Origin of the sequence: Thauera aromatica K172, assembly GCF_003030465.1 — a bacterium.
Taxonomy (GTDB): Bacteria; Pseudomonadota; Gammaproteobacteria; order Burkholderiales; family Rhodocyclaceae; genus Thauera; species Thauera aromatica.
In genome coordinates this window covers 711,301-730,522 of the sequence record NZ_CP028339.1, presented here as the reverse complement: position 1 = coordinate 730,522, position 19,222 = coordinate 711,301, and the positions used below count along the sequence as shown (strand labels likewise).

Below are 19,222 nucleotides of genomic sequence, written 5' to 3'. Positions count from 1 at the left end.
TCGCCGGCCTAGCGCCGCCGGCTTTCTGTTCTTCCCACCTTGCAGCCACGTCCCGCAGTCTCCGCAGGACGTGGCTGCGTCCTTTCAGATTCAGTGTGGACTCTCTTTGGAGAAACGATTGGTTACTGGCTAAACTCACATGAGCAGAATCGGGGGAGCCAATGCAGATTGCAAAAGTCAAGGTCGAAAAGTTTCGTGGGATTGAATCCGGCATCGTGACGCTGTCAGGCCACAGCGTATTTCTCGGTGACAACAACGTCGGGAAGTCAACGCTGCTGGAGGCCATAGATCTCGTCCTCGGCCCGGAACGGCTCTCCCGAAGACCCGTCATCGACGAGCACGACTTCCACGCCGGGCGCTACCTGGATGAAGAGGGAGATCCGGTTCTCATTCGGATTGAAGTTATCGTCAGTGACCTGTCCGCCGAGCAGCAGCGACACTTTCGTGACCACATCGAGTGGTGGTCCGCCACGGAAAAGACGCTACTCGTAGGCCCGCCCCCGGAAGGCACGGATGCGTCAGACGTGTCGGCCGCGCTGCGGGTGTTTTTCGAGGGTCGCTACGACAAGGAAGAAGACGACTTCACGGGCAATACTTTCTTCGCGACCCCAGTGCTAGCTGAAGGTACTCACCCAACTTTCAAAACGACCGACAAGCGCAAGTGCGGCTTCCTGTACCTCCGGACGCTGAGGACAGGGGCGCGGGCATTGAGCCTGGAGCGCGGGTCGTTGCTTGATGTCATCCTCAGGCTTCAAGACAAGCGCGTGACGATGTGGGAAGACCTGCTGAACGAGTTGCGCAAACTCCCCGTGGCCGATAAGCCGGAACTCGGCATCGCCCCGCTCTTGAAGGACGTCCAGGACGCTGTTCGCCGATTCGTTCCTTCTGACTGGGCAGAGGAACCTCACATGCGCGTGTCGGATCTCACTAGAGAGGCCCTGCGCAAGGATTTGACCGTTTTCATGGGCACCGGCGCGAAGCGTCCGGACGGCAGCACCTATTGCGCGCCATATCACCATCAGGGCACCGGCACGATCAATACACTGGTGCTGGCGCTGCTATCCATCATCGCGGGCCTGAAGCAGAACGTCATCTTCGCGATGGAGGAGCCCGAGATCGCCCTTCCGCCACATACCCAGAAGCGCATCGTTAACAGCGTGCGCGAGACGTCGGCACAGGCGCTTTTCACGTCGCACTCGCCCTATGTGCTCGAAGAATTCGCGCCGTCCGAGATGCATGTGCTGCGGCGTGACGGGGGCAAGCTTTCTGCGATGCTGGCGACATACCCACCAGCGGTCAAGCCCAAGGCATACAAGGCAGAGTTCAGGGCCCGCTTCTGTGAAGCGCTGCTTGCCCGATATGTACTTGTTGTCGAAGGTCGAACGGAGTTCGATGCGATACCTGCAGCGGCGCGCCGGCTTAACGACTTGAACCCCACAGAATACAAGACGCTTGAGGCCCTGGGGGTGGCCGTCATCGATGCGCAAACCGATGCGCAGGTTGCGCCTCTCGGCAAGTTCTTTAGAGACTTGGGCAAGACGGTCTTTGCTGTGTTCGACAAGCAGGAACCAGCCGCTTCCGCTGCCATCAAGGCCGCCGTGCACCACTCATTTGAATCTGCCGAGAAAGGTTTCGAGAACGTAGTGCTGCACCACACCGCGGAGGCAGCCCTTCGTCGATATGCGCTCAGCCTCGTCGCGGAGAACGCGTGGCCGAACCATCTGATCGCCAAAACTCCTAACGCCGCCCAGACCGTGGAGCAAATTCGCGACGCATTGCGGCAATTCTTTGGCTGGGCCAAGGGAAGCGGCGATGCCGGCGACTTGCTCGGGTGCTGCACCGAGGCGGAGATGCCGCAGTATGTCCGGGACACGCTGCGGGTGATCCACATCACCGTCGAACCTCCGCCGCTGCCACCCGTGCCGTCAGCGGCGGCAGCACCGTTCGATGACGAAGAGTTATGACGGTCGAACAAGACTGGACACCGCAGAAGAGGGACTTTCTGCAAAGCACGGGGCACGTGCTCGCCATGGGTGGTCCAGGCTCCGGAAAGACGCATGTCGCCCTGGTCAAAGCCAGGGACGAGATTCGATCAGCAAAGCTCCTATCAGGCCAGCGCATCCTGTTTCTCAGCTTCGCGAGGCCCACAGTGGCACGGGTCCTTGAGAAAGCCAAGGAACTCATCACCGCGGATGATCTGAGACTTCTAGATGTCAACACCTATCACGGCTTCGCATGGAGCGTTCTGCGAAGTCATGGCTATCTGCTCAGCAACGGAAAGCCGCTCCAGCTCCTACCACCTCCCGAGGGCTCCGCGCGCTTGGCTCACTTTGCCAAGGAGCAGCATCACCAGGAGAAGTTGCGCCTTTTCCATGAAGAGGGGCTGCTCCACTTCGACCTCTTCGCCCAGTTGACGGCTGAACTGCTGCGCCGCAGCCGGCGGCTGGCAGGTATCTACACAGCGACCTACCCGATACTCGTCGTGGACGAGTTCCAGGACACGAACGCCGACGAATGGGCGATGGTCCGCGAGCTTGGACGCGGCTGCAGGATCATTGCCTTGGCCGACCCCGACCAGCGTATTTACGAATTCCGCGGCGCCGATCCTCAGCGGCTCAAGGAATTCGTGGACCAGTTCGACCCCTTGCCAGTCGAGTTTGAAGGGGAGAATCATCGCAGTGCCGGAACCGACATCGCAACGTACGGTTCAGACTTGCTCACCGGGAAAAACAAGGGCGCCGTCTATGCCAATGTGTCGGTGGTCGAGTACGGCGTGTACTACGGAAGGGGTCCGCATTTCCATGCGAAGGCCCAGCTCATCCAGGCAATCAAGCGACTTCGCAAGGAGCCGGCCTGGTCCATCGCAGTGCTCGTCCCATCCAAGGCCTTCATGCTTCAAGTGTCCGACTACCTCTCCGCGGAGTCCGATGGCATGCCCAACCTTCGCCACGAGGTGGCGATGGACGCGGAATCCCCGGCGCTTGCGGCAAACGTCATCGCCACGCTAATGGAAGGAGGCCCTTCGGAGCTTCTGGCTGCGCGGCTACTCTCCGCCTTACATACCCACATCCGGGGCCGCAGTGGCACCAAACGCCCTGCGCAGGCGGAACTCGACATGGCCGACGCCATCGACCAATACTTGGTCTCCGGAAAGATCCGCGGCAAGAATCGCCAAGCGTTGATCAGCGAGTGCGCGCGCCTAGCAGCGCTTCGCCAGGACGTCGTATTCACCGGCCATCCTGAAGAAGACTGGTTGACTGCGCGGGGGCTTCTCGCGACGTCTGCCGTTGGCCAACTGTCGCGCGTTGCCGCTGATGCCAAGTATCTCCGCCTGCTTCACAAGGGCTCAAACCTGCGGGCGTCTTTGTCAGAGCTTTGGAGATCCCAAGGACAGTATGTCGGCGCTATCGAAGCTGTCCGGGGCGCTTTGCTGCAGGAGCATTTCACAGCAGCCGCCAAGGAATGGCGTGGAGTTCATCTCATGACCATTCACAAAGCAAAGGGTAAGGAGTTTGACGAGGTACTGATTTACGAAGGGCGATATGCTGGACGAATTGTGCCTGCGAATGCAGATACTTCTCGTCAAAGCCAAGCCCTTTTGGCACTGCGGGTCGCAGTCACAAGAGCTATGAAGAGAGCAACAATCCTGACGCCATCGGGAGACCGCAGCATTTTTTTGTAATCAGCTGGTAGCGAGTACTGTCCAAATCAGCACGGTCTTCGCATGTTTCTGAAAAAGCGGTCGTCCATCAGTCCGCATTCCTAGCTGACCGCTCAACGGCGCTCCGCCAAGGTATCGGCATCGCAACAGAAGAGCCGATGCCATGCCCGCAATCCCTGTATCCCGGCGTCTGGTCGGCGCTGGTCTCCTGGCCGCAGCGCTGGCCAGCGGCTGCGCGACCACCACCGCGCCGCTGGTGCCAGACGCCATAGAAGGCGTCTCCTCCGCTCCCGAACCCGAGGCACCCGAGTTCATTCCCGTCGTGCGCTATGGCCGCTACACGCTGGTCGAGCTGGCACCCACGGCGGCGCAGCGTGACTTGCTGTTGCAGACCATCGACGTGTCCATGCCCGAGGATGCCCGCGCCACGGTGGGCGATGGGCTGCGGCATGTGCTCAAACGCAGTGGCTACCAGCTTTGCGAGACGCCCAGCGCCGTGACCGAGTTGTATGCGCTGCCGCTGCCGGCGGCGCACCGGCATCTTGGCCCCATGACCTTGCGCGATGCGCTGCTCACCCTGGCCGGCCCGGCCTGGGAACTGCATGCGGATGAACGGGCACGGCAGATTTGCTTTGAGCAGCCTGGAGGCAGTGCGACCGCCGAGCACGCACACGAGCCGCCTGTTGCCGAGGCGGTGCAGACGTTTCCGCTGATGCCTTCGGTTTCGGGAGGCCAGCCATGAATACCGCGCAGGCTCCCCGGCGCCCGATCTCCGCCGTGGTGTTGCAGAGCCTAATGTGGCTCTGGCTGATCAGCCTCAGCGTTTTCGCTGCCCTGAGCTACCAGACCATGAACGACCAGGCCGACCAGACGCTGCTTGATTCCCGCCTGCAACGTCTCGAAGCGCAGGCTGTGGGCCTGGCCGAGACCATTGAGGCCATCCAGCAGCGTCCAGTCGTCGCAACAGCGGCAGACCTCAAAGATACCCGCGAACGCCTGGAAGCACGCGCCGCCCAGGTCGAGACAACGCTGAGCGGCTATGCCGCTGCCGAAGACCTTCAGGCGCTTCGTGCGGAAGTCGAGCAGATCAAGGCACGCCCAAGCGCCCTGCGTGCCGCAGCGCCCGCCCAGCCGCGCTCACCGAGCAGGCCCACCGCCAAACCAGAACCGCCGCCACTGCCGTTCCGCATCGTCGGCGCCGAACTTCGCGCCGGCCAGCGCAGCCTGTCCGTCACACCGAATAACGGGAACTTCACGCCCGACCAGCTTCAAGTGCTGCTTCCCGGCGATGCCGTCGGCCCGTGGCGCCTGCAGGCAGTCGAGGGCAACACTGCGGTGTTCCAGGCCGGCGACCAGACCCGTCGCATGGCGATTCCTTGAGCGGAGCGCACGACATGAAACCGTCGATCATCCTTTCCGCGCTCCTGCTCGCGTCTGCCCAGTTGCCCGCCTGGGCGCAGCAGCCGGCCACGGCTCCCGCCGGCAGTGCGCACAGCCAGGAGCGCCCGCTGGTTACTCGCTCCCTGGACGACCGAGTGGCAGGCGACTGGGGCCTGCAACCGCAGGAGTGGGCTCGCTATCGCGAGCTGATGGACGGGCCGTTGGGCATCTACTCGCCCAACCTGGACCCACTGTCCGCCCTGGGCATCGAGGCGCGCACCGACGAGGAACGGCGCCGCTACGCAGAGCTGCAGGTGCAGGTCGAGGCGCGCCGTATCGAGAAGCTGCTCGCCTACCAGCGTGCCTACGACCAGGCCTGGCAGCGCCTGAGTCCCGGCATGCAGCGGGTGAACCTGCCTGACGAAAAACCCGGCGCCGGCACAAGCGCCAATCCCTTGCGCGGTTCAGGCCGCACGGCCGTGTTCGTCAAGGACGGCTGCGCGGCCTGCGGGCAACTCGTGCAGCGCCTGCAATCCTCCGGCACCGAGTTCGACCTGTACATGGTCGGCAGCCGCCAAGACGACACGCGCATCCGCGACTGGGCCAAGCGTGCGAACGTCGATCCGGCGCGCGTGCGCAGCGGTGGCATCACGCTCAACCATGATGGCGGGCGGTGGCTGTCGCTGAGCTTGCCCGGAGACCTTCCTGCGGTCGTGCGCGAGGTGAACGGTCAATGGCAGCGCCAGCCATAGCGGCCACCTCCGTTTCGCAGTGCTTGCGCGCACTGGTGATCGCGGCGGGCCTGTGCGCCTGCGCCGCCCATGCCCAGGAGCTTCCGCCACCGGCTTACCAGCTTGCCGCACAGCGCGCGGGCATCCCCTCGACGGTGCTCTACGCCGTGGCTTTGCAGGAAAGCGGCATCCGCCGCAACGGGCGCATCGTCCCGTGGCCGTGGTCCCTCAACGTCGCCGGTCAGTCGCGCCGCTTCACCACCCGTGCCGACGCCTGCGCTGGTTTGCAGCAGGCAATGCGCGCCACGCCGCACACACGCATCGACGCGGGCCTGGGCCAGATCAACCTCGGCTACCACCAGCAGCGCTACGCCAGCCCGTGCGACCTGCTCGACCCATACAGCAACCTCGCCATCGCCGCTGAAATCCTGAAAGAGCAGCACACCTCGGGCGAGGACTGGTTGCCGGCGATCGGTCGCTACCACCGTCCTGCGGGCGGAGAACCTGCGGCTCGTTACCGGCGCAGCGTGTCGCGCCACCTTGCCCGTGTGCAGGGCACACACCCAACCGCCGCGGCCATCGCCGTGCACCAGGAGAGCACCCCATGAAAACATCCCATTTGACCCATCTCACACTGAAGGGCCTGCTCGTGCTGCTGGCGGCTCTGCCACTGGCCTCGCGCGCCGGAGAGCCCCTGATCGTCGTCGAAGACCGTGGCGGCACGTCGGCGCTGCCGTACTACGAGGCTCTGAACCTTCAGCCGCGCGCCAATGCTCCGGCCGGGCCGCCCATCCCGATGCTCCCGGTGCCCGCCACGCCCATGGATGAGGCCGCGATGTTGCCGGTGCGCAGTGCCAAGCTCACGCCTGGCACCGTCGCGCGGCGCGTGATCGAGGCACCGGGCCTGCGGCCTTTCGTAGTCGTCGGCGACGACGAAGCTTCCCACGCCTGGCTGCTTCGCCAGGCGGGCTCGCTGCGCGAGCGCGGCGCGGTGGGCCTGGTGGTTAACGTCGAGACCATGCAGGGCCTGGCACGGCTGCGCGCCCTGGTGCCCGGCGTGCCCCTTGCGCCTGTGGCCGGTGACGACCTGGCCGAGCGCCTGGGTCTGCGGCATTACCCGGTGCTGATCACAGCCACCGGCATCGAGCAATGAAGCCATGTCGGGGAAACAGCCGGTCGAGGTTCTGCTGCGCCCAGCGGTGGAGTTCTATACCGTCGCGGCGTGTGCAGGCGCCGCGTTTCTGTCCCTGGTGGCCCCGTGGTCGCTCGCGCTGAGCCCCGCCATGGGCGTCGGCAGTGCGCTGGCGTTCTGCATCTACGGTGCCATCCGCTACCGCGATGCCCGCGTCATCCTGCGCTACCGACGCAACATTCGCCGCTTGCCGCGCTATGTGATGACCAGCAAGGACGTGCCGGTCAGCCAGCAGCGTCTGTTCGTGGGACGCGGATTTCTGTGGGAGCAGAAACATACCCATCGGCTGATGCAGACATACAGACCGGAATTTCGCCGCTACGTCGAGCTGACGCCGGCCTACCGGCTGGCGCGCAGGCTGGAGGAACGGCTGGAGTTCGCGCCATTCCCGCTGTCCCGGCTACCTGCGCTCACGGGCTGGGATGTGCCTTTCAACCCGGTGCGCCCGCTGCCGCCTGTGGGCGGCCTGCCGCGCCTGCACGGCATCGAACCCGATGAGGTGGACGTCAGCCTACCGCTGGGTGAGCGCGTCGGGCATTCGCTGGTGCTGGGCACCACGCGCGTGGGCAAGACGCGGTTGGCCGAGTTGTTCGTGACTCAGGACATCCGGCGCAAGAACGCCGACGGCGAGCACGAGGTCGTCATCGTCATCGACCCCAAGGGCGACGCCGATCTTTTGAAGCGAGTGTACGTCGAGGCCAAGCGCGCGGGGCGCGAGGGCGAGTTCTATGTCTTCCACTTGGGCTGGCCCGACATTTCCGCGCGCTACAACGCTGTGGGCCGCTTTGGGCGCATCAGCGAGGTGGCCACCCGTGTTGCAGGGCAGCTCTCCGGGGAAGGCAACAGCGCGGCATTTCGCGAGTTTGCGTGGCGCTTCGTCAACATCATCGCCCGCGCCCTGGTGGAACTGGGGCAGCGCCCGGACTACATGCTGATCCAGCGCCATGTGATCAACATCGACGCGCTGTTCATCGAGTACGCCCAACACTACTTCGCCAAGACCGAGCCCAAGGCCTGGGAGGTCATCGTCCAGATCGAGGCCAAGCTCAACGAGAAGAACATCCCGCGCAACATGATCGGGCGCGAAAAGCGCGTGGTGGCGCTGGAGCAGTACCTCTCGCAGGCGCGCAACTACGACCCGGTGCTCGACGGCCTGCGCTCGGCAGTGCGCTACGACAAGACCTACTTCGACAAGATCGTCGCATCGCTGCTGCCGCTGCTGGAGAAGCTCACCAGCGGCAAGATCGCCCAGCTTCTGGCCCCGAACTACTCCGACCTGGCCGACCCACGCCCGATCTTCGATTGGATGCAGGTCATCCGAAAGCGCGCCGTGGTCTATGTCGGCCTCGATGCGCTGTCCGACGCCGAGGTCGCCGCCGCAGTCGGCAATTCCATGTTCTCCGACCTGGTTTCGGTCGCCGGCCACATCTACAAGCACGGGATCGACGACGGCCTGCCGGGCGCATCGGCTGGCTCGCGCGTGCCGATCAACGTCCATGCCGATGAGTTCAACGAGTTGATGGGCGACGAGTTCATCCCGCTGATCAACAAGGGCGGCGGCGCTGGCCTGCAAGTCACCGCGTACACACAGACGCTCTCGGACATCGAAGCACGCATTGGCAACCGCGCGAAGGCCGGTCAGGTGATCGGCAACTTCAACAACCTGTTCATGCTGCGCGTGCGCGAGACGGCTACCGCTGAATTGCTGACCCGGCAATTGCCGAAGGTCGAGGTCTATACGACCACCATCGTCAGCGGCGCGACCGACAGCTCCGATATTCGTGGAGCGACAGACTTTACGTCAAACACCCAAGACCGCATCAGCATGTCCAGCGTGCCGATGATCGAGCCATCGCACATCGTCGGCCTGCCCAAAGGCCAGTGCTTCGCGCTGCTGCAGGGCGGTCAGCTTTGGAAGGTGCGTATGCCGTTGCCGGCGCCAGACCCGGATGAAGTGATGCCGGCGGACTTGCAGCAACTGGCCGGGCACATGCGCCAGAGCTACAGCGAGGCCACGCAGTGGTGGGAGTTCACCAGCTCCCCGGTCTTGCAGGACGCGGCCTTGCCGGACGATCTGCTCGATGAGACGGCCATCGCCACACCCACCACCGGCACGGGCGACACGGCCAGCGAAGAGGCCGCGCCATGAGCGATGCCGCCTCGACTGCGCAGCGCGAGCAGAACCGCCGCCAGGGCTTGATCGTCGGCACCATCACCTTGCCGCTCCGGCTGCTCGGGGTGCTGGTCGGCTCGCTGCTGTTCTCGATCCTGATGGAGTGCATCGGCATGCACCTGTTCTGGAAAGACCAGGGCTGGCAGCACTCCCAGCAAATGTTGCAGTACGAGCTGGGGCACCTGTCCAAGCATTTCACGCGCAGCGTGGTCGTGCAGGAGCCGGGGCGAACGGCGCACGAGCTGGTGGACACGGGTTATGAATGGGTGTTCGTGCGATCAGGGCTCCTGGAGCGCATGAGCCAGACCGCCGAGCGCGCCCGCGCGCCCAGCCAGGGGAAAAACCAGGACGGAGGGCGCAACTTCCGCTACTTCATCAGCCAGGTCTATGTCTGGACGGAGAGCTACCTGATCGCCGCAGCCTTCACGACGCTTACTTTCCTCGTGCGCCTGCTGGTCCTGGCGCTCACGCTGCCGCTGATCTTCACGGCCGCTTTCGTCGGCCTGATCGACGGTTTGGTACGGCGGGATGTGCGCCGGTTCGGCGCAGGCCGGGAATCCGGCTTTATCTATCACCGAGCGAAAGCGAGCCTGATGCCGCTGGCCGTGCTGCCCTGGGTCACGTACCTGGCGCTGCCGATCTCGGTGCATCCGCTGCTGATCCTGCTGCCCAGCGCCGGCTTGCTGGGGCTGGCCGTGAGCCTGACTGCAGGGAGCTTCAAGAAGTACCTCTAGGCCATCAATCCGGTCATCCGCAGGTTCTTATTGTTTGCGGCCTGATACGCCTTTGATCGCCACGATCAAGCCATTGCTTATCACACAGGAATGGCGCGATGTTGGCTCCGATCTGGCTGCGCGCCGCGCATCGCGGCGTGCCAACTTTTCTCGTGACGGCCCTGCTGATGGGTCAGTTCCCGGTTGCCTTGGCCGAATCCCCGGCACAGCGCCAGGAGCTGGTTGCCGCGCTACGCCAGCTCGACGCGCTGGAGCGCACCATCGCGGATGGCGCTGCACACGCACCCATCCAGCCGGGCGAGCGCTACCACTTCGATTACCCACGACTGCTGGCTGATCTGGCGCGTGTGCGCGCCGGCATCCAGGCCCATCTCACACCGTCGCGCGCCCAGCCACGCGACCTCTCCGAACTGGCTGGTGAGTACCGCACCGAGCGGACCGCCCCGCCATCGCTGCCGACGACTGCGCAGGGCAGACCATGAACGGCGCCCAGGTCTCGGCATTTCAAGCCAACAGCGGTATCGCGCCGTCCGCGATGGCGACCGTTCTGGTCGGCATCGTGTTTGCGGTTCTGCTCGTCTGGGGCGTCTGGGCCATCCGAACGGCCTACGTGGGGTGGGCCGAGAACCGCCTCAACCAACGCCAGTTCCTCGGCGTCTGCATCCGCTTCGTCGCGATGTACCTCGTCATGACGTTCTTCCTCCTCTCCTGACCTGAAGGGATTGACCATGCCAAACCGCATCCTCACTACTCGTTTTGTCCAACGCGCCGCCGTCGCCCTGGGTGCCGCCGCGCTGCCCGCGCTGTCGTTTGCGCAAGGTCTGCCGCAGCTGGAAAACCCGACCCGCGGCGCCGGCAGCGGCATCATGGAAACAATCAGGAACTACGGCTACGACATCATCATGCTCGTGGCCCTCCTGGTGGTGGCGTCGATGTTCATTGGCGTGTGCTACCACGCCTACGGCACCTACGCGGAAATCCACACCGGTCGCAAGACTTGGGGGCAGTTCGGTCTCACGGTCGCCATCGGCGCCGTCCTGCTCGTGATCGGCATCTGGCTGCTCACCGAAGCCACCGGCATCCTGTAAGCGAGGACGGGCTATGTCCGAGCAACAGCATGTCCGTGCCGATGGGACAGTCACGTTCCTTCCACACCGGCTCAACAGGCACCCGGTGGTCGTGCGCGGCCTCACTGCCGATGAGTTGTGGATTTGCTGCGGCCTGTCCGGCGCTGCCGGCCTGGTGGTTGGCGCGCCGCTGTCCTGGGTGTTACGCACCATTGCCATCGCGCCGACCTTCGTTGTCCTGGGCGTGGCGCTGGGCGTTTTCATCGGCGGCGGCATCCTGCGCCGTCTCAAGCGTGGGCGTCCCGACACCTGGCTGTACCGGCAGTTGCAGTGGCGCATTGCCACGCGCCATCCGCTGATGGCCGCTTGGGTGGGCGGCCATGTGCTGATCTCGCGCTCCGGCTTCTGGACCATCCGCAGGGGCATGCACGGGGGCGCGCGATGAGCCGTTTCAAGAACGAGATCACCCACCTGCAGGCGCACATCAAGACGCTGCGCCTCGGCGCGGGTGCGCTGGTCATCGTCGCCCTGGTCATGGGCGGCGGCTGGTGGAGCGCACCGCGCGATCTGACCATCCACGTCCCGCCTGACCTACGCTCCGGCAGTACCCGCAAGTGGTGGGAAGTGCCGCCCGAGTCGGTCTATGCGTTCACGTTCTACGTGTTCCAGACCCTCAACCGCTGGCCGACGAATGGCGAAGAAGATTACCCGCGCAACCTCCATACGCTCTCGCCGTACCTCACCCCGTCCTGCCAGGCATTCCTCAAGGCGGACTACGACTACCGCCGCAGCACCGGCGAACTGCGCCAGCGGGTGCGCGGCATCTACGAAATCCCCGGTCGCAGCTATGGCGACAACCCCACGGCGCGCGTGCGTGTGATCTCCGACCGCGACTGGGTGGTGACGTTGGACATCAGCGCCGACGAGTACTACGGCGCCGAGCAGGTCAAACGCGCCCTGGTGCGCTACCCCGTAAAGGTCGCGCGGGTGGACGTCGATCCCGCACGCAACCCGTTCGGCCTGGTGATCGACTGCTACGAGGGCACGCCCCAGCGCATCAGCGCACCGGAGCCGACGCGCCCGGTGCCTGGTGGCCTGACGCCGCAAGCGCCTCAAGGAGGTAATTCCCCATGAAGCCCATGAAGCATCCTGTACTCGCGCTGCTGGGGCTGCTGGCCGTGGCCGCCGCAGTGGTCGTGTCCCCCGCTGTCCAGGCGGTGGAGATCCTGCGTTGGGAGCGCATGCCGCTGGCGGTGCCGTTGAAGGTCGGCCAGGAGCGCATCGTGTTCATCGACCGAAACGTCCGCGTGGGCGTTCCCGCAGGCGTCGGTGAGCGCTTGCGCGTGCAGAGCGCGGGCGGCGCGGTGTACCTGCGCGCCAGCGAGCCGATCGAGCCCACTCGGCTGCAATTGCAGGACGCCGACACCGGCGCGCTGATCCTGCTCGACATTGCGGCGGAGCCGCCCAAGGACGGCGAAGCCGAGCTGGAACCGGTGCGAATCGTCGAGGGCAACAACTCAACAGCGCGCTATGGCGATCAGCCTGACGGTGCCGATGCGCCCCATGCACGCGCTCAGGAGCAGGCGGGCACCCGGACGGCGCGGCGCGAAACGCCAATCCCCGTCGTGCTGACACGTTTTGCTGCGCAGAACCTCTACGCACCGCTGCGCACCGTGGAAGCCTTGCCAGGCGTCATGCGGGTCAACCTGCGCCGCGACCTCGACCTCGGCACGCTGATGCCGACCTTGCCGGCACGCGCGGTCGCGCTCGCCTCGTGGCGCCTGGAAGACCAGTGGGTCACTGCCGTGCGCCTGACCAACAGTAGCAGCGACTGGATCAGCCTCGACCCGCGCGTGCTGCAAGGGGATTTCCTCACCGCCACCTTCCAGCACGAGGCGCTTGGCCCGCGCGGAACCCCCGAGGACACCACCGTCCTGTACCTGGTGACGCGCGGGCACGGCCTCGCGCAATCGCTGCTGCCGGCGATCCATCGCTTCGACCCCGCTGTGCATCTCCCGCAGCCCAAAGCAGCAGCCAGCGACGACAGGGAGGCCCGCCATGCGCAGTAACGGACTCCTGAAGTGGCTGCTGATCCCCGTGGCCCTGCTGGTGCTGTTTGTCGCCATCCGGCTGTTTTCCGGTGGCGGTGCGTCGGCACCGCCTGTCGCGGATGGCGGCGGCAGGCTTACGCCGGAAGAAATGAAGGCGCTGGGCATCGAGGGTGACACCCCGCGCGACACCGTGGCGACGCTGGTTGCCCAGGTGAAGCAGTTGCGCACCGAGCTTCAGACCGCGCTGTCCGACAACAGGTCGCAGCGTGAGGAGAACCAGCGACTGCGCCAGCGCGAGAACGCCATCGACCAACGCATCAGTTCCGCCCTCGAATCCGAGCGCTCCAACCTGCGCCGCGACCAACAGCAGGCGGCCAGCGCGCGCCAGCAGACCGAGGGGCTGCTCGCTGACCTGCAGCAGCGCCTGGACAGCATCGGCGGGCGTGGCGGCGGCCATGCCGATTTGCCGGTGGGGCTGGGCCTGCGTGACGGCGACGAGGCCGGCATGGAAGGCGGTATGCGCTGGGTGGAGCCGGATGACGCGAAACAAAGCGACGGGCGTGGCAGGTCGAATGGCGGCATAAGCTTCCCCACCAGCTTCGGTTCCGCACAGAGCACGCTGGAAACCACAGCGCAAACCGTGGCGAACGCGGGCGCACGCGCGGCAGGCGTCAAGAGCCCGACGCCCGTCTATACCGTGCCGACCAACTCGACGCTGATGGGGTCGGTGGCGATGACGGCGCTGATTGGCCGCGTGCCGATCGACGGCACGGTGAACGATCCATACCCCTTCAAGGTCTTGGTCGGGCCTGACAATTTGACCGCGAACGGCATCGACATTCCCGATGTGGCCGGGGCCGTGTTCTCCGGCACCGCATCGGGCGACTGGACGCTCTCCTGCGTGCGCGGCCAGGTGCGCAGCATCACCTTCGTGTTCCATGACGGGACCATCCGCACCATCCCCGAGGATCGTGAGGGCAACCAGCAGAACAACCAACAACGCGACGGCCTGGGCTGGATCAGCGACCCGCACGGCATTCCCTGTGTCAGCGGCGAGCGGCGCAGCAATGCGCAGCAGTACCTCGGCACCCAGGCGCTGATCACGGCGGCTGGGGCTGGCGTGGCCTCGCTGATCGAATCCGACAGTGGCAGGGCGTCCTATGTCGGCGCCGACGGCTCCATCGGCAGCGTGGGCATCAGCGGCCAGGAAGCCGTGGGCCGGATTCTCGCCAGCGGCGTCCAGGACATGTCGAGCTGGGTCAACAAGCTCTACGGCCAGGCCTTCGCTGCCGTTTATGTGCAGCCCGGTGCCAAGGTCGCCGTCCACCTCGAAAAGCCGCTCGCCATCGACTTCGATCCCGAAGGCCGCAAGGTCGATCACCGCGCAGGAGAAAGCCATGCCCTCGAACTTGAATAGCTGGGCTCAGGGCCTGGCGCTGGCCTTGGCCGTCGCGCTGCTCGGTGGCTGCGCCACCAGCAAGGAAAAGCTGCTGACCCACGGAGACAGCACGATGATGAACATCTGGCAGCAGAACGCCGGCGACGGCGGCGGTGGTGCCGGCCAGGTAGCGCGCAGGCAGTTGCTCGATGCGCGCCAGAGCCTGCGCAGGCCGCTGACCGAGATGGACGTGCAGGCCGCGCCTGCCGAGCAGATGCGCTACACGCGCACGGCGCGCAACGAGGTCTACCGCCAGTTCCAGCGCCTGCCCAACCCCGATCTCGTGATGTACGTGTATCCGCATTTGGCGGGCACCGACCCAGTGCCGATTCCGGGCTATACGACCGTGTTCCCGCTGTACCAGCGCGTGCAGTACGCCATGCCAGGCGAGCGCGTGGAGGATTACTGATGCGCTGGAAAATCCCCAGACCGAAGCCGACCGCGCCGAAGCTGGCCGCATCCGATGCTGACGACGACGAGCAGCCGGACGGCTGGCAACGCCACGTCGAGGCACTGCGCCAGGCCGGCATCCCCGAACCCGGCACGGCGGTGCAAGGCCGCAGGCCGGCGACCCTGGCAGACGAGCAGGCGCTGTACGAGGTCGCGCCGTCGTTCGTGGAACTGCTGCCCTGGGTGGAGTTCCTGGCGCAGTCGAAAGCCATGTTGCTGGAGGACGGGCAATCGGTGGCGGCGTTCTACGAGCTGGTGCCGCTGGGCACCGAAGGCCGGGAACCTGGCTGGCTCGCGCAGGCCCGCGATGCCTTGGAAAACGCGCTGCAGGACAGTTTCGATGAACTGGATGAGAACCCCTGGGTGCTGCAGCTCTACGCTCAGGACGAGCCCAGTTTCGACCAGTACATGCAGACCCTGCGCGACTATGTGCAGCCGCGCGCCCGTGAGACGGCGTTCACCGAGTTCTACCTGCGCTTCTTCGGCCATCACCTGCGCGCGGTGGCCAAGCCGGGCGGTCTGTTCGAGGACACGGTGGTCACACGGCTGCGCTGGCGCGGCCAGACCCGGCGTGTGCGCATGGTGGTCTATCGCCGCGTGACCGGCCAAGGGCAAAACAGCCGCCGCGGGCAGACGCCCGAGCAGATGCTCAATATCGTTTGCGACCGCCTGTGCGGCGGACTGGCGAACGCCGGCATTCAGGCCCGGCGCATGGTGGCTGCGGATGTTCACGACTGGCTGCTGCGCTGGTTCAACCCGCGTCCCACGTTGCTTGGGCCTGGGGCCGAAGACAGGGAGCGCTTCTATGCGCTGGCGCGCTACCCCGACAGTACGGAGGCCGGCGAAGACGGCGAGATCGAATTGGCGAGCGGGCGGGATTTCAGCCAGCGGCTGTTCTTCGGCCAGCCGCGCTCCGACGTGGCGCAGGGCACCTGGCATTTCGACGGCCTGCCGCACCGCGTGCTGATCACCGACCGCCTGCGCATGCCGCCGGGCACAGGGCACCTGACCGGCGAGACACGCAAAGGCGATGCCATCAACACGCTGTTCGACCAGATGCCCGAGGACACCACCCTTTGCCTGACGATGGTCGCCACGCCGCAGGATGTCCTTGAGGCGGACTTGAACCACCTGGCCAAGAAAGCGGTCGGCGAAACCCTGGCGTCGGAGCAGACGCTCAAGGACGTGCATGAAGCCCGTTCCCTGATCGGCAGCGCGCACAAGCTCTATCGCGGCACGCTGGCGTTCTACCTGCGCGGGCGCGATGAGGCGGAACTGGACCGACGCGGCCTGGATCTGGCGAACGTCATGCTCAACGCTGGCCTGCAGCCGGTGCGCGAGGACGACGAGGTGGCACCGCTCAACAGCTACCTGCGCTGGCTGCCGTGCTGCTACAACCCCGGCCAGGATCGGCGCAAGTGGTACACCCAACTGATGTTCGCCCAGCACGCGGCGAACCTCTCGCCGGTGTGGGGCCGCGCCCAGGGTACGGGGCACCCCGGCATCACGATGTTCAACCGCGGCGGCGGGCCGATCACCTTCGACCCGCTCAACCGCCTGGACCGGCAGATGAACGCCCACCTGTTCCTGTTCGGCCCGACGGGTTCGGGCAAGTCGGCGACCCTCAACAACCTCTTGAATCAGGTCACGGCGATCTACCGACCCCGCCTGTTCATTGTCGAGGCCGGCAACAGCTTTGGCTTGTTCAGCGACTTTGCCCGGCGCCTGGGCCTGACCGTGAACCGGGTCAAGCTCGCGCCGGGCTCGGGCGTTACCCTGGCGCCGTTCGCGGATGCGCGCCGGCTGATCGAGACGCCCAGCGACGTGCAGACGCTCGACGCCGATGCCCTGGACGAAGACCTGCCGCCCGATGCTGTGGCCATGGAGGCAGATGAGCAGCGCGACGTACTGGGCGAATTGGAGATCACCGCGAGGCTGATGATCACCGGTGGCGAAGACAAGGAAGAAGCCCGGATGACGCGGGCCGACCGCTCGCTGATCCGTCAGTGCATCCTCGATGCCGCAGAACACTGCCACAGCAAGGATGGCGAGAAGCGCACCGTGCTCACGCGCGATGTGCGCAATGCGCTGCGCACGCGCAGCCAGGACCCGACGCTGCCGGAAATGCGGCGTGTGCGACTGCTGGAGATGGCCGACGCCATGGACATGTTCTGCCAAGGCACGGACGGTGAAATGTTCGACCGCGACGGTTCGCCGTGGCCCGAGGCCGACATCACCCTGGTCGATCTGGCGACCTATGCCCGCGAGGGCTACAACGCGCAGCTCTCCATTGCCTACATAAGCCTGATCAGCACGGTGAACAACATTGCCGAGCGCGATCAGTACCTGGGCCGCCCGATCATCAACGTCACCGACGAAGGGCACATCATCACCAAGAACCCGCTGCTCGCCCCCTACGTGGTGAAGATCACCAAGATGTGGCGCAAGCTGGGGGCCTGGTTCTGGCTCGCCACACAAAACATCGACGATCTGCCGCGCGCCGCAGAGCCCATGCTCAACATGATCGAGTGGTGGATCTGCCTGTCGATGCCACCCGATGAGGTGGAGAAGATCGCCCGCTTCCGCGAACTCTCGCCTGCGCAGAAGGCGCTGATGCTTTCGGCGCGCAAGGAAGCCGGGAAGTTCACCGAGGGCGTCATCCTCTCCAAGAGCCTGGAAGTGCTGTTTCGGGCCGTGCCACCGAGCCTCTATCTCGCGCTTGCGCAGACCGAACCCGAGGAGAAAGCCGAGCGTTACCAACTCATGCAACAGCACGGCATCAGTGAACTCGACGCGGCCTTCAAGGTGGCCGAGAAGATCGACCAGGCGCGCGGCATCGAGTCGCCGGCCTTGGGCCTGCCGCAATAGCCGCCGGAGACTGCCGTGAAACCGAAACATCCTTCCATTCCGATGCCAGTCCAGGCGCTCCGCCATCGGCGCTCGCGCAAGCGCTGGCCCTGGTTCTTGGCCGCTGGATTGATCGCGCTGCTGCTGATCTGGCTCGTGTCCCGCGCACCCAGCGAACCCGCGTCGTTGGCTCCCGCGCCGGTCAGTACCGCGCAGGTGGCCGGGCCGCCCTGGCAAATGGGCAACGCGCAGGGCCGGTTCACGCTGACGCTCTATGCCGACCTCGAATGTCCGTTCTGCCGGGAGTACTTTCCGCAACTCAAACGCTGGGTGGGCGCCAACGCGGACGTAGCCCTGCAATGGCAGCACCAGCCGCTGGCCGCGCACGAACCGGCCGCCTCTGCCGAGGCACGCCTGGCCGAGTGCGCCGCCGAAAGTGGCGGGCATGTGGCCTTTTGGCAGGCCATTGAATGGGTCTATGCGCACACGCGCAGTGACGGCCTGGGCTTGCCCGAGGGCCTGCGCTATCCCGGCCTAAACCCAGCCGTCGAGCAGTGTTTGGCCAGCGAGCGGCCCGAAACGTTGATTCGCGCTCAGGCCGAGGAAGCCACCAAGGGCGGCGTGACCGCGACGCCATCCCTGCGACTACACGATCGCCAGACCAGCCAGGCGATCCTGCTGCAGGGGCCTATCGAAGGCGATGCACTGCTGTCGGCCATGGACATGCTGGCAGCTGAGGATTCGGTCGTTTCACCCACTACGGAAATGCCTGCCGACGTCGTCGGCGACATGCCCAGGTAGCCCGCGGTCATTGAGGCTACGGCGCAGCACGCTGCGCTGACCGCTACCCGTTCGCCCCGCATCCTGGCCGCGAACGATCACCGCTGCTGCGGTGATGGATGCACCTTGTTCCATTCCCTGGAGGGCCTGCCCTCCAGGGGCATGTGCGCCCTCCGATTTCCCTGCCTGGAGGTTCGCCATGTCTGTCGTCATCAATGACTCCTGCCTGGAGTCGCTTTCCGATATTTCTGTTCAGAACGAGGACTGGATCGTCCAGCAAGCCATCGTGTTGCTGGAGCGACGGGTTTTCAAAGCAGGGCCACGTCTTGAACGGCCCGCTGCGGTCAGGGACTACCTTCGCTTGAAGCTGGTCGCCGAGCCCAATGAGATATTCGTCGTCGTGTTCATGAACAGCATGCACGACGTGCTGGCCGTGGAGCCGATGTTCCATGGAACGATCAATGCGACCTCGGTTTATCCGCGTGTCGTGCTGCAACGCGCTTTGCAACTGAACGCCGCTGCGGTCATCTTCGCCCATCAGCACCCCTCGGGCACCACCGAGCCATCCAATGCGGATCGCTTGCTGACCGAGCAGTTGAAGACGGCCTTGGCGCTTATCGACGTGCGGGTACTTGACCATTTCGTGATTGGTCAGGGCACACCGTACTCGTTCGCCGAGTCTGGTCTTTTGTAGGAAGGCCCGTGGTTCACTGATCAC

Annotated in this window: 20 protein-coding genes; all 20 read left to right on the top strand. The window is 65.2% G+C overall.

The genetic code is table 11. The annotated features are described in order from the left end of the window. Positions 1-161: 161 nt before the first annotated feature. The 20 genes from Tharo_RS03575 (at position 162) to radC (ending at position 19,198) form a co-directional block, all read left to right on the top strand. The gene (locus tag Tharo_RS03575; RefSeq protein ID WP_012205971.1) at positions 162-1,964 is read left to right on the top strand and encodes an ATP-dependent nuclease; all 1,803 of its coding nucleotides are present in this window, start codon (positions 162-164) and stop codon (positions 1,962-1,964) included. Next, entirely contained in the window at positions 1,961-3,682 is a 1,722-nt protein-coding gene (locus Tharo_RS03570; protein ID WP_071543045.1) for a UvrD-helicase domain-containing protein, read from the top strand. Before Tharo_RS03575 ends, Tharo_RS03570 begins: the two co-directional genes overlap by 4 nt. Positions 3,683-3,824: 142 nt before the next feature. After that, positions 3,825-4,403 (top strand): PFGI-1 class ICE element type IV pilus protein PilL2, encoded by a 579-nt coding sequence (gene pilL2, locus Tharo_RS03565; protein WP_012205973.1) that lies wholly within the window; start codon positions 3,825-3,827, stop codon positions 4,401-4,403. After that, positions 4,400-5,041, top strand: coding sequence for a hypothetical protein (locus Tharo_RS03560; RefSeq protein ID WP_012205974.1), 642 nt, complete (start codon positions 4,400-4,402; stop codon positions 5,039-5,041). Before pilL2 ends, Tharo_RS03560 begins: the two co-directional genes overlap by 4 nt. Before the next feature lie 14 nt (positions 5,042-5,055). Beyond that, the gene (locus Tharo_RS03555) at positions 5,056-5,793 is read left to right on the top strand and encodes a TIGR03759 family integrating conjugative element protein (protein WP_012205975.1); all 738 of its coding nucleotides are present in this window, start codon (positions 5,056-5,058) and stop codon (positions 5,791-5,793) included. Then, the gene (locus Tharo_RS03550) at positions 5,775-6,380 is read left to right on the top strand and encodes a transglycosylase SLT domain-containing protein (RefSeq protein ID WP_012205976.1); all 606 of its coding nucleotides are present in this window, start codon (positions 5,775-5,777) and stop codon (positions 6,378-6,380) included. Before Tharo_RS03555 ends, Tharo_RS03550 begins: the two co-directional genes overlap by 19 nt. A gap of 11 nt (positions 6,381-6,391) precedes the next feature. Further along, the gene (locus tag Tharo_RS03545; protein ID WP_425444949.1) at positions 6,392-6,925 is read left to right on the top strand and encodes an integrating conjugative element protein; all 534 of its coding nucleotides are present in this window, start codon (positions 6,392-6,394) and stop codon (positions 6,923-6,925) included. 4 nt (positions 6,926-6,929) lie between these two features. After that, positions 6,930-9,113: a type IV conjugative transfer system coupling protein TraD gene (gene traD, locus Tharo_RS03540; protein WP_012205978.1), complete on the top strand. Its 2,184-nt coding sequence runs from the start codon at positions 6,930-6,932 to the stop codon at positions 9,111-9,113. Next, entirely contained in the window at positions 9,110-9,871 is a 762-nt protein-coding gene (locus tag Tharo_RS03535; protein WP_012205979.1) for a TIGR03747 family integrating conjugative element membrane protein, read from the top strand. Before traD ends, Tharo_RS03535 begins: the two co-directional genes overlap by 4 nt. A 98-nt stretch (positions 9,872-9,969) precedes the next feature. After that, positions 9,970-10,353: an integrative conjugative element protein, RAQPRD family gene (locus tag Tharo_RS03530; RefSeq protein ID WP_012251136.1), complete on the top strand. Its 384-nt coding sequence runs from the start codon at positions 9,970-9,972 to the stop codon at positions 10,351-10,353. Further along, complete coding sequence (locus tag Tharo_RS03525; RefSeq protein WP_012205981.1) at positions 10,350-10,583, top strand: TIGR03758 family integrating conjugative element protein; 234 nt, start codon at positions 10,350-10,352, stop codon at positions 10,581-10,583. Before Tharo_RS03530 ends, Tharo_RS03525 begins: the two co-directional genes overlap by 4 nt. A gap of 16 nt (positions 10,584-10,599) precedes the next feature. Continuing rightward, the gene (locus tag Tharo_RS03520; RefSeq protein ID WP_012205982.1) at positions 10,600-10,959 is read left to right on the top strand and encodes a TIGR03745 family integrating conjugative element membrane protein; all 360 of its coding nucleotides are present in this window, start codon (positions 10,600-10,602) and stop codon (positions 10,957-10,959) included. Between the two features lie 13 nt (positions 10,960-10,972). Further along, positions 10,973-11,383 carry a TIGR03750 family conjugal transfer protein gene (locus Tharo_RS03515; protein ID WP_012205983.1) on the top strand — a complete coding sequence of 137 codons (411 nt, stop codon included), beginning with the start codon at positions 10,973-10,975 and terminating at the stop codon, positions 11,381-11,383. Continuing rightward, positions 11,380-12,072, top strand: coding sequence for a PFL_4703 family integrating conjugative element protein (locus Tharo_RS03510; RefSeq protein WP_012205984.1), 693 nt, complete (start codon positions 11,380-11,382; stop codon positions 12,070-12,072). The genes Tharo_RS03515 and Tharo_RS03510 overlap by 4 nt, the downstream gene beginning before the upstream one ends. Further along, a complete protein-coding gene (locus Tharo_RS03505) occupies positions 12,069-13,007 on the top strand; it encodes a TIGR03749 family integrating conjugative element protein (protein ID WP_014596094.1) in 939 nt (312 codons plus the stop codon). The genes Tharo_RS03510 and Tharo_RS03505 overlap by 4 nt, the downstream gene beginning before the upstream one ends. Beyond that, positions 12,997-14,406: a TIGR03752 family integrating conjugative element protein gene (locus Tharo_RS03500; RefSeq protein WP_012205986.1), complete on the top strand. Its 1,410-nt coding sequence runs from the start codon at positions 12,997-12,999 to the stop codon at positions 14,404-14,406. The genes Tharo_RS03505 and Tharo_RS03500 overlap by 11 nt, the downstream gene beginning before the upstream one ends. Further along, positions 14,387-14,836 carry a TIGR03751 family conjugal transfer lipoprotein gene (locus Tharo_RS03495; protein ID WP_012205987.1) on the top strand — a complete coding sequence of 150 codons (450 nt, stop codon included), beginning with the start codon at positions 14,387-14,389 and terminating at the stop codon, positions 14,834-14,836. Before Tharo_RS03500 ends, Tharo_RS03495 begins: the two co-directional genes overlap by 20 nt. Beyond that, complete coding sequence (locus Tharo_RS03490) at positions 14,836-17,745, top strand: conjugative transfer ATPase (RefSeq protein WP_012205988.1); 2,910 nt, start codon at positions 14,836-14,838, stop codon at positions 17,743-17,745. Before Tharo_RS03495 ends, Tharo_RS03490 begins: the two co-directional genes overlap by 1 nt. 15 nt (positions 17,746-17,760) lie before the next feature. Further along, positions 17,761-18,525 (top strand): DsbA family protein, encoded by a 765-nt coding sequence (locus tag Tharo_RS03485; RefSeq protein WP_014596091.1) that lies wholly within the window; start codon positions 17,761-17,763, stop codon positions 18,523-18,525. 178 nt (positions 18,526-18,703) lie between these two features. After that, positions 18,704-19,198 (top strand): RadC family protein, encoded by a 495-nt coding sequence (radC, locus tag Tharo_RS03480; protein WP_012205990.1) that lies wholly within the window; start codon positions 18,704-18,706, stop codon positions 19,196-19,198. Positions 19,199-19,222 lie beyond the last annotated feature (24 nt).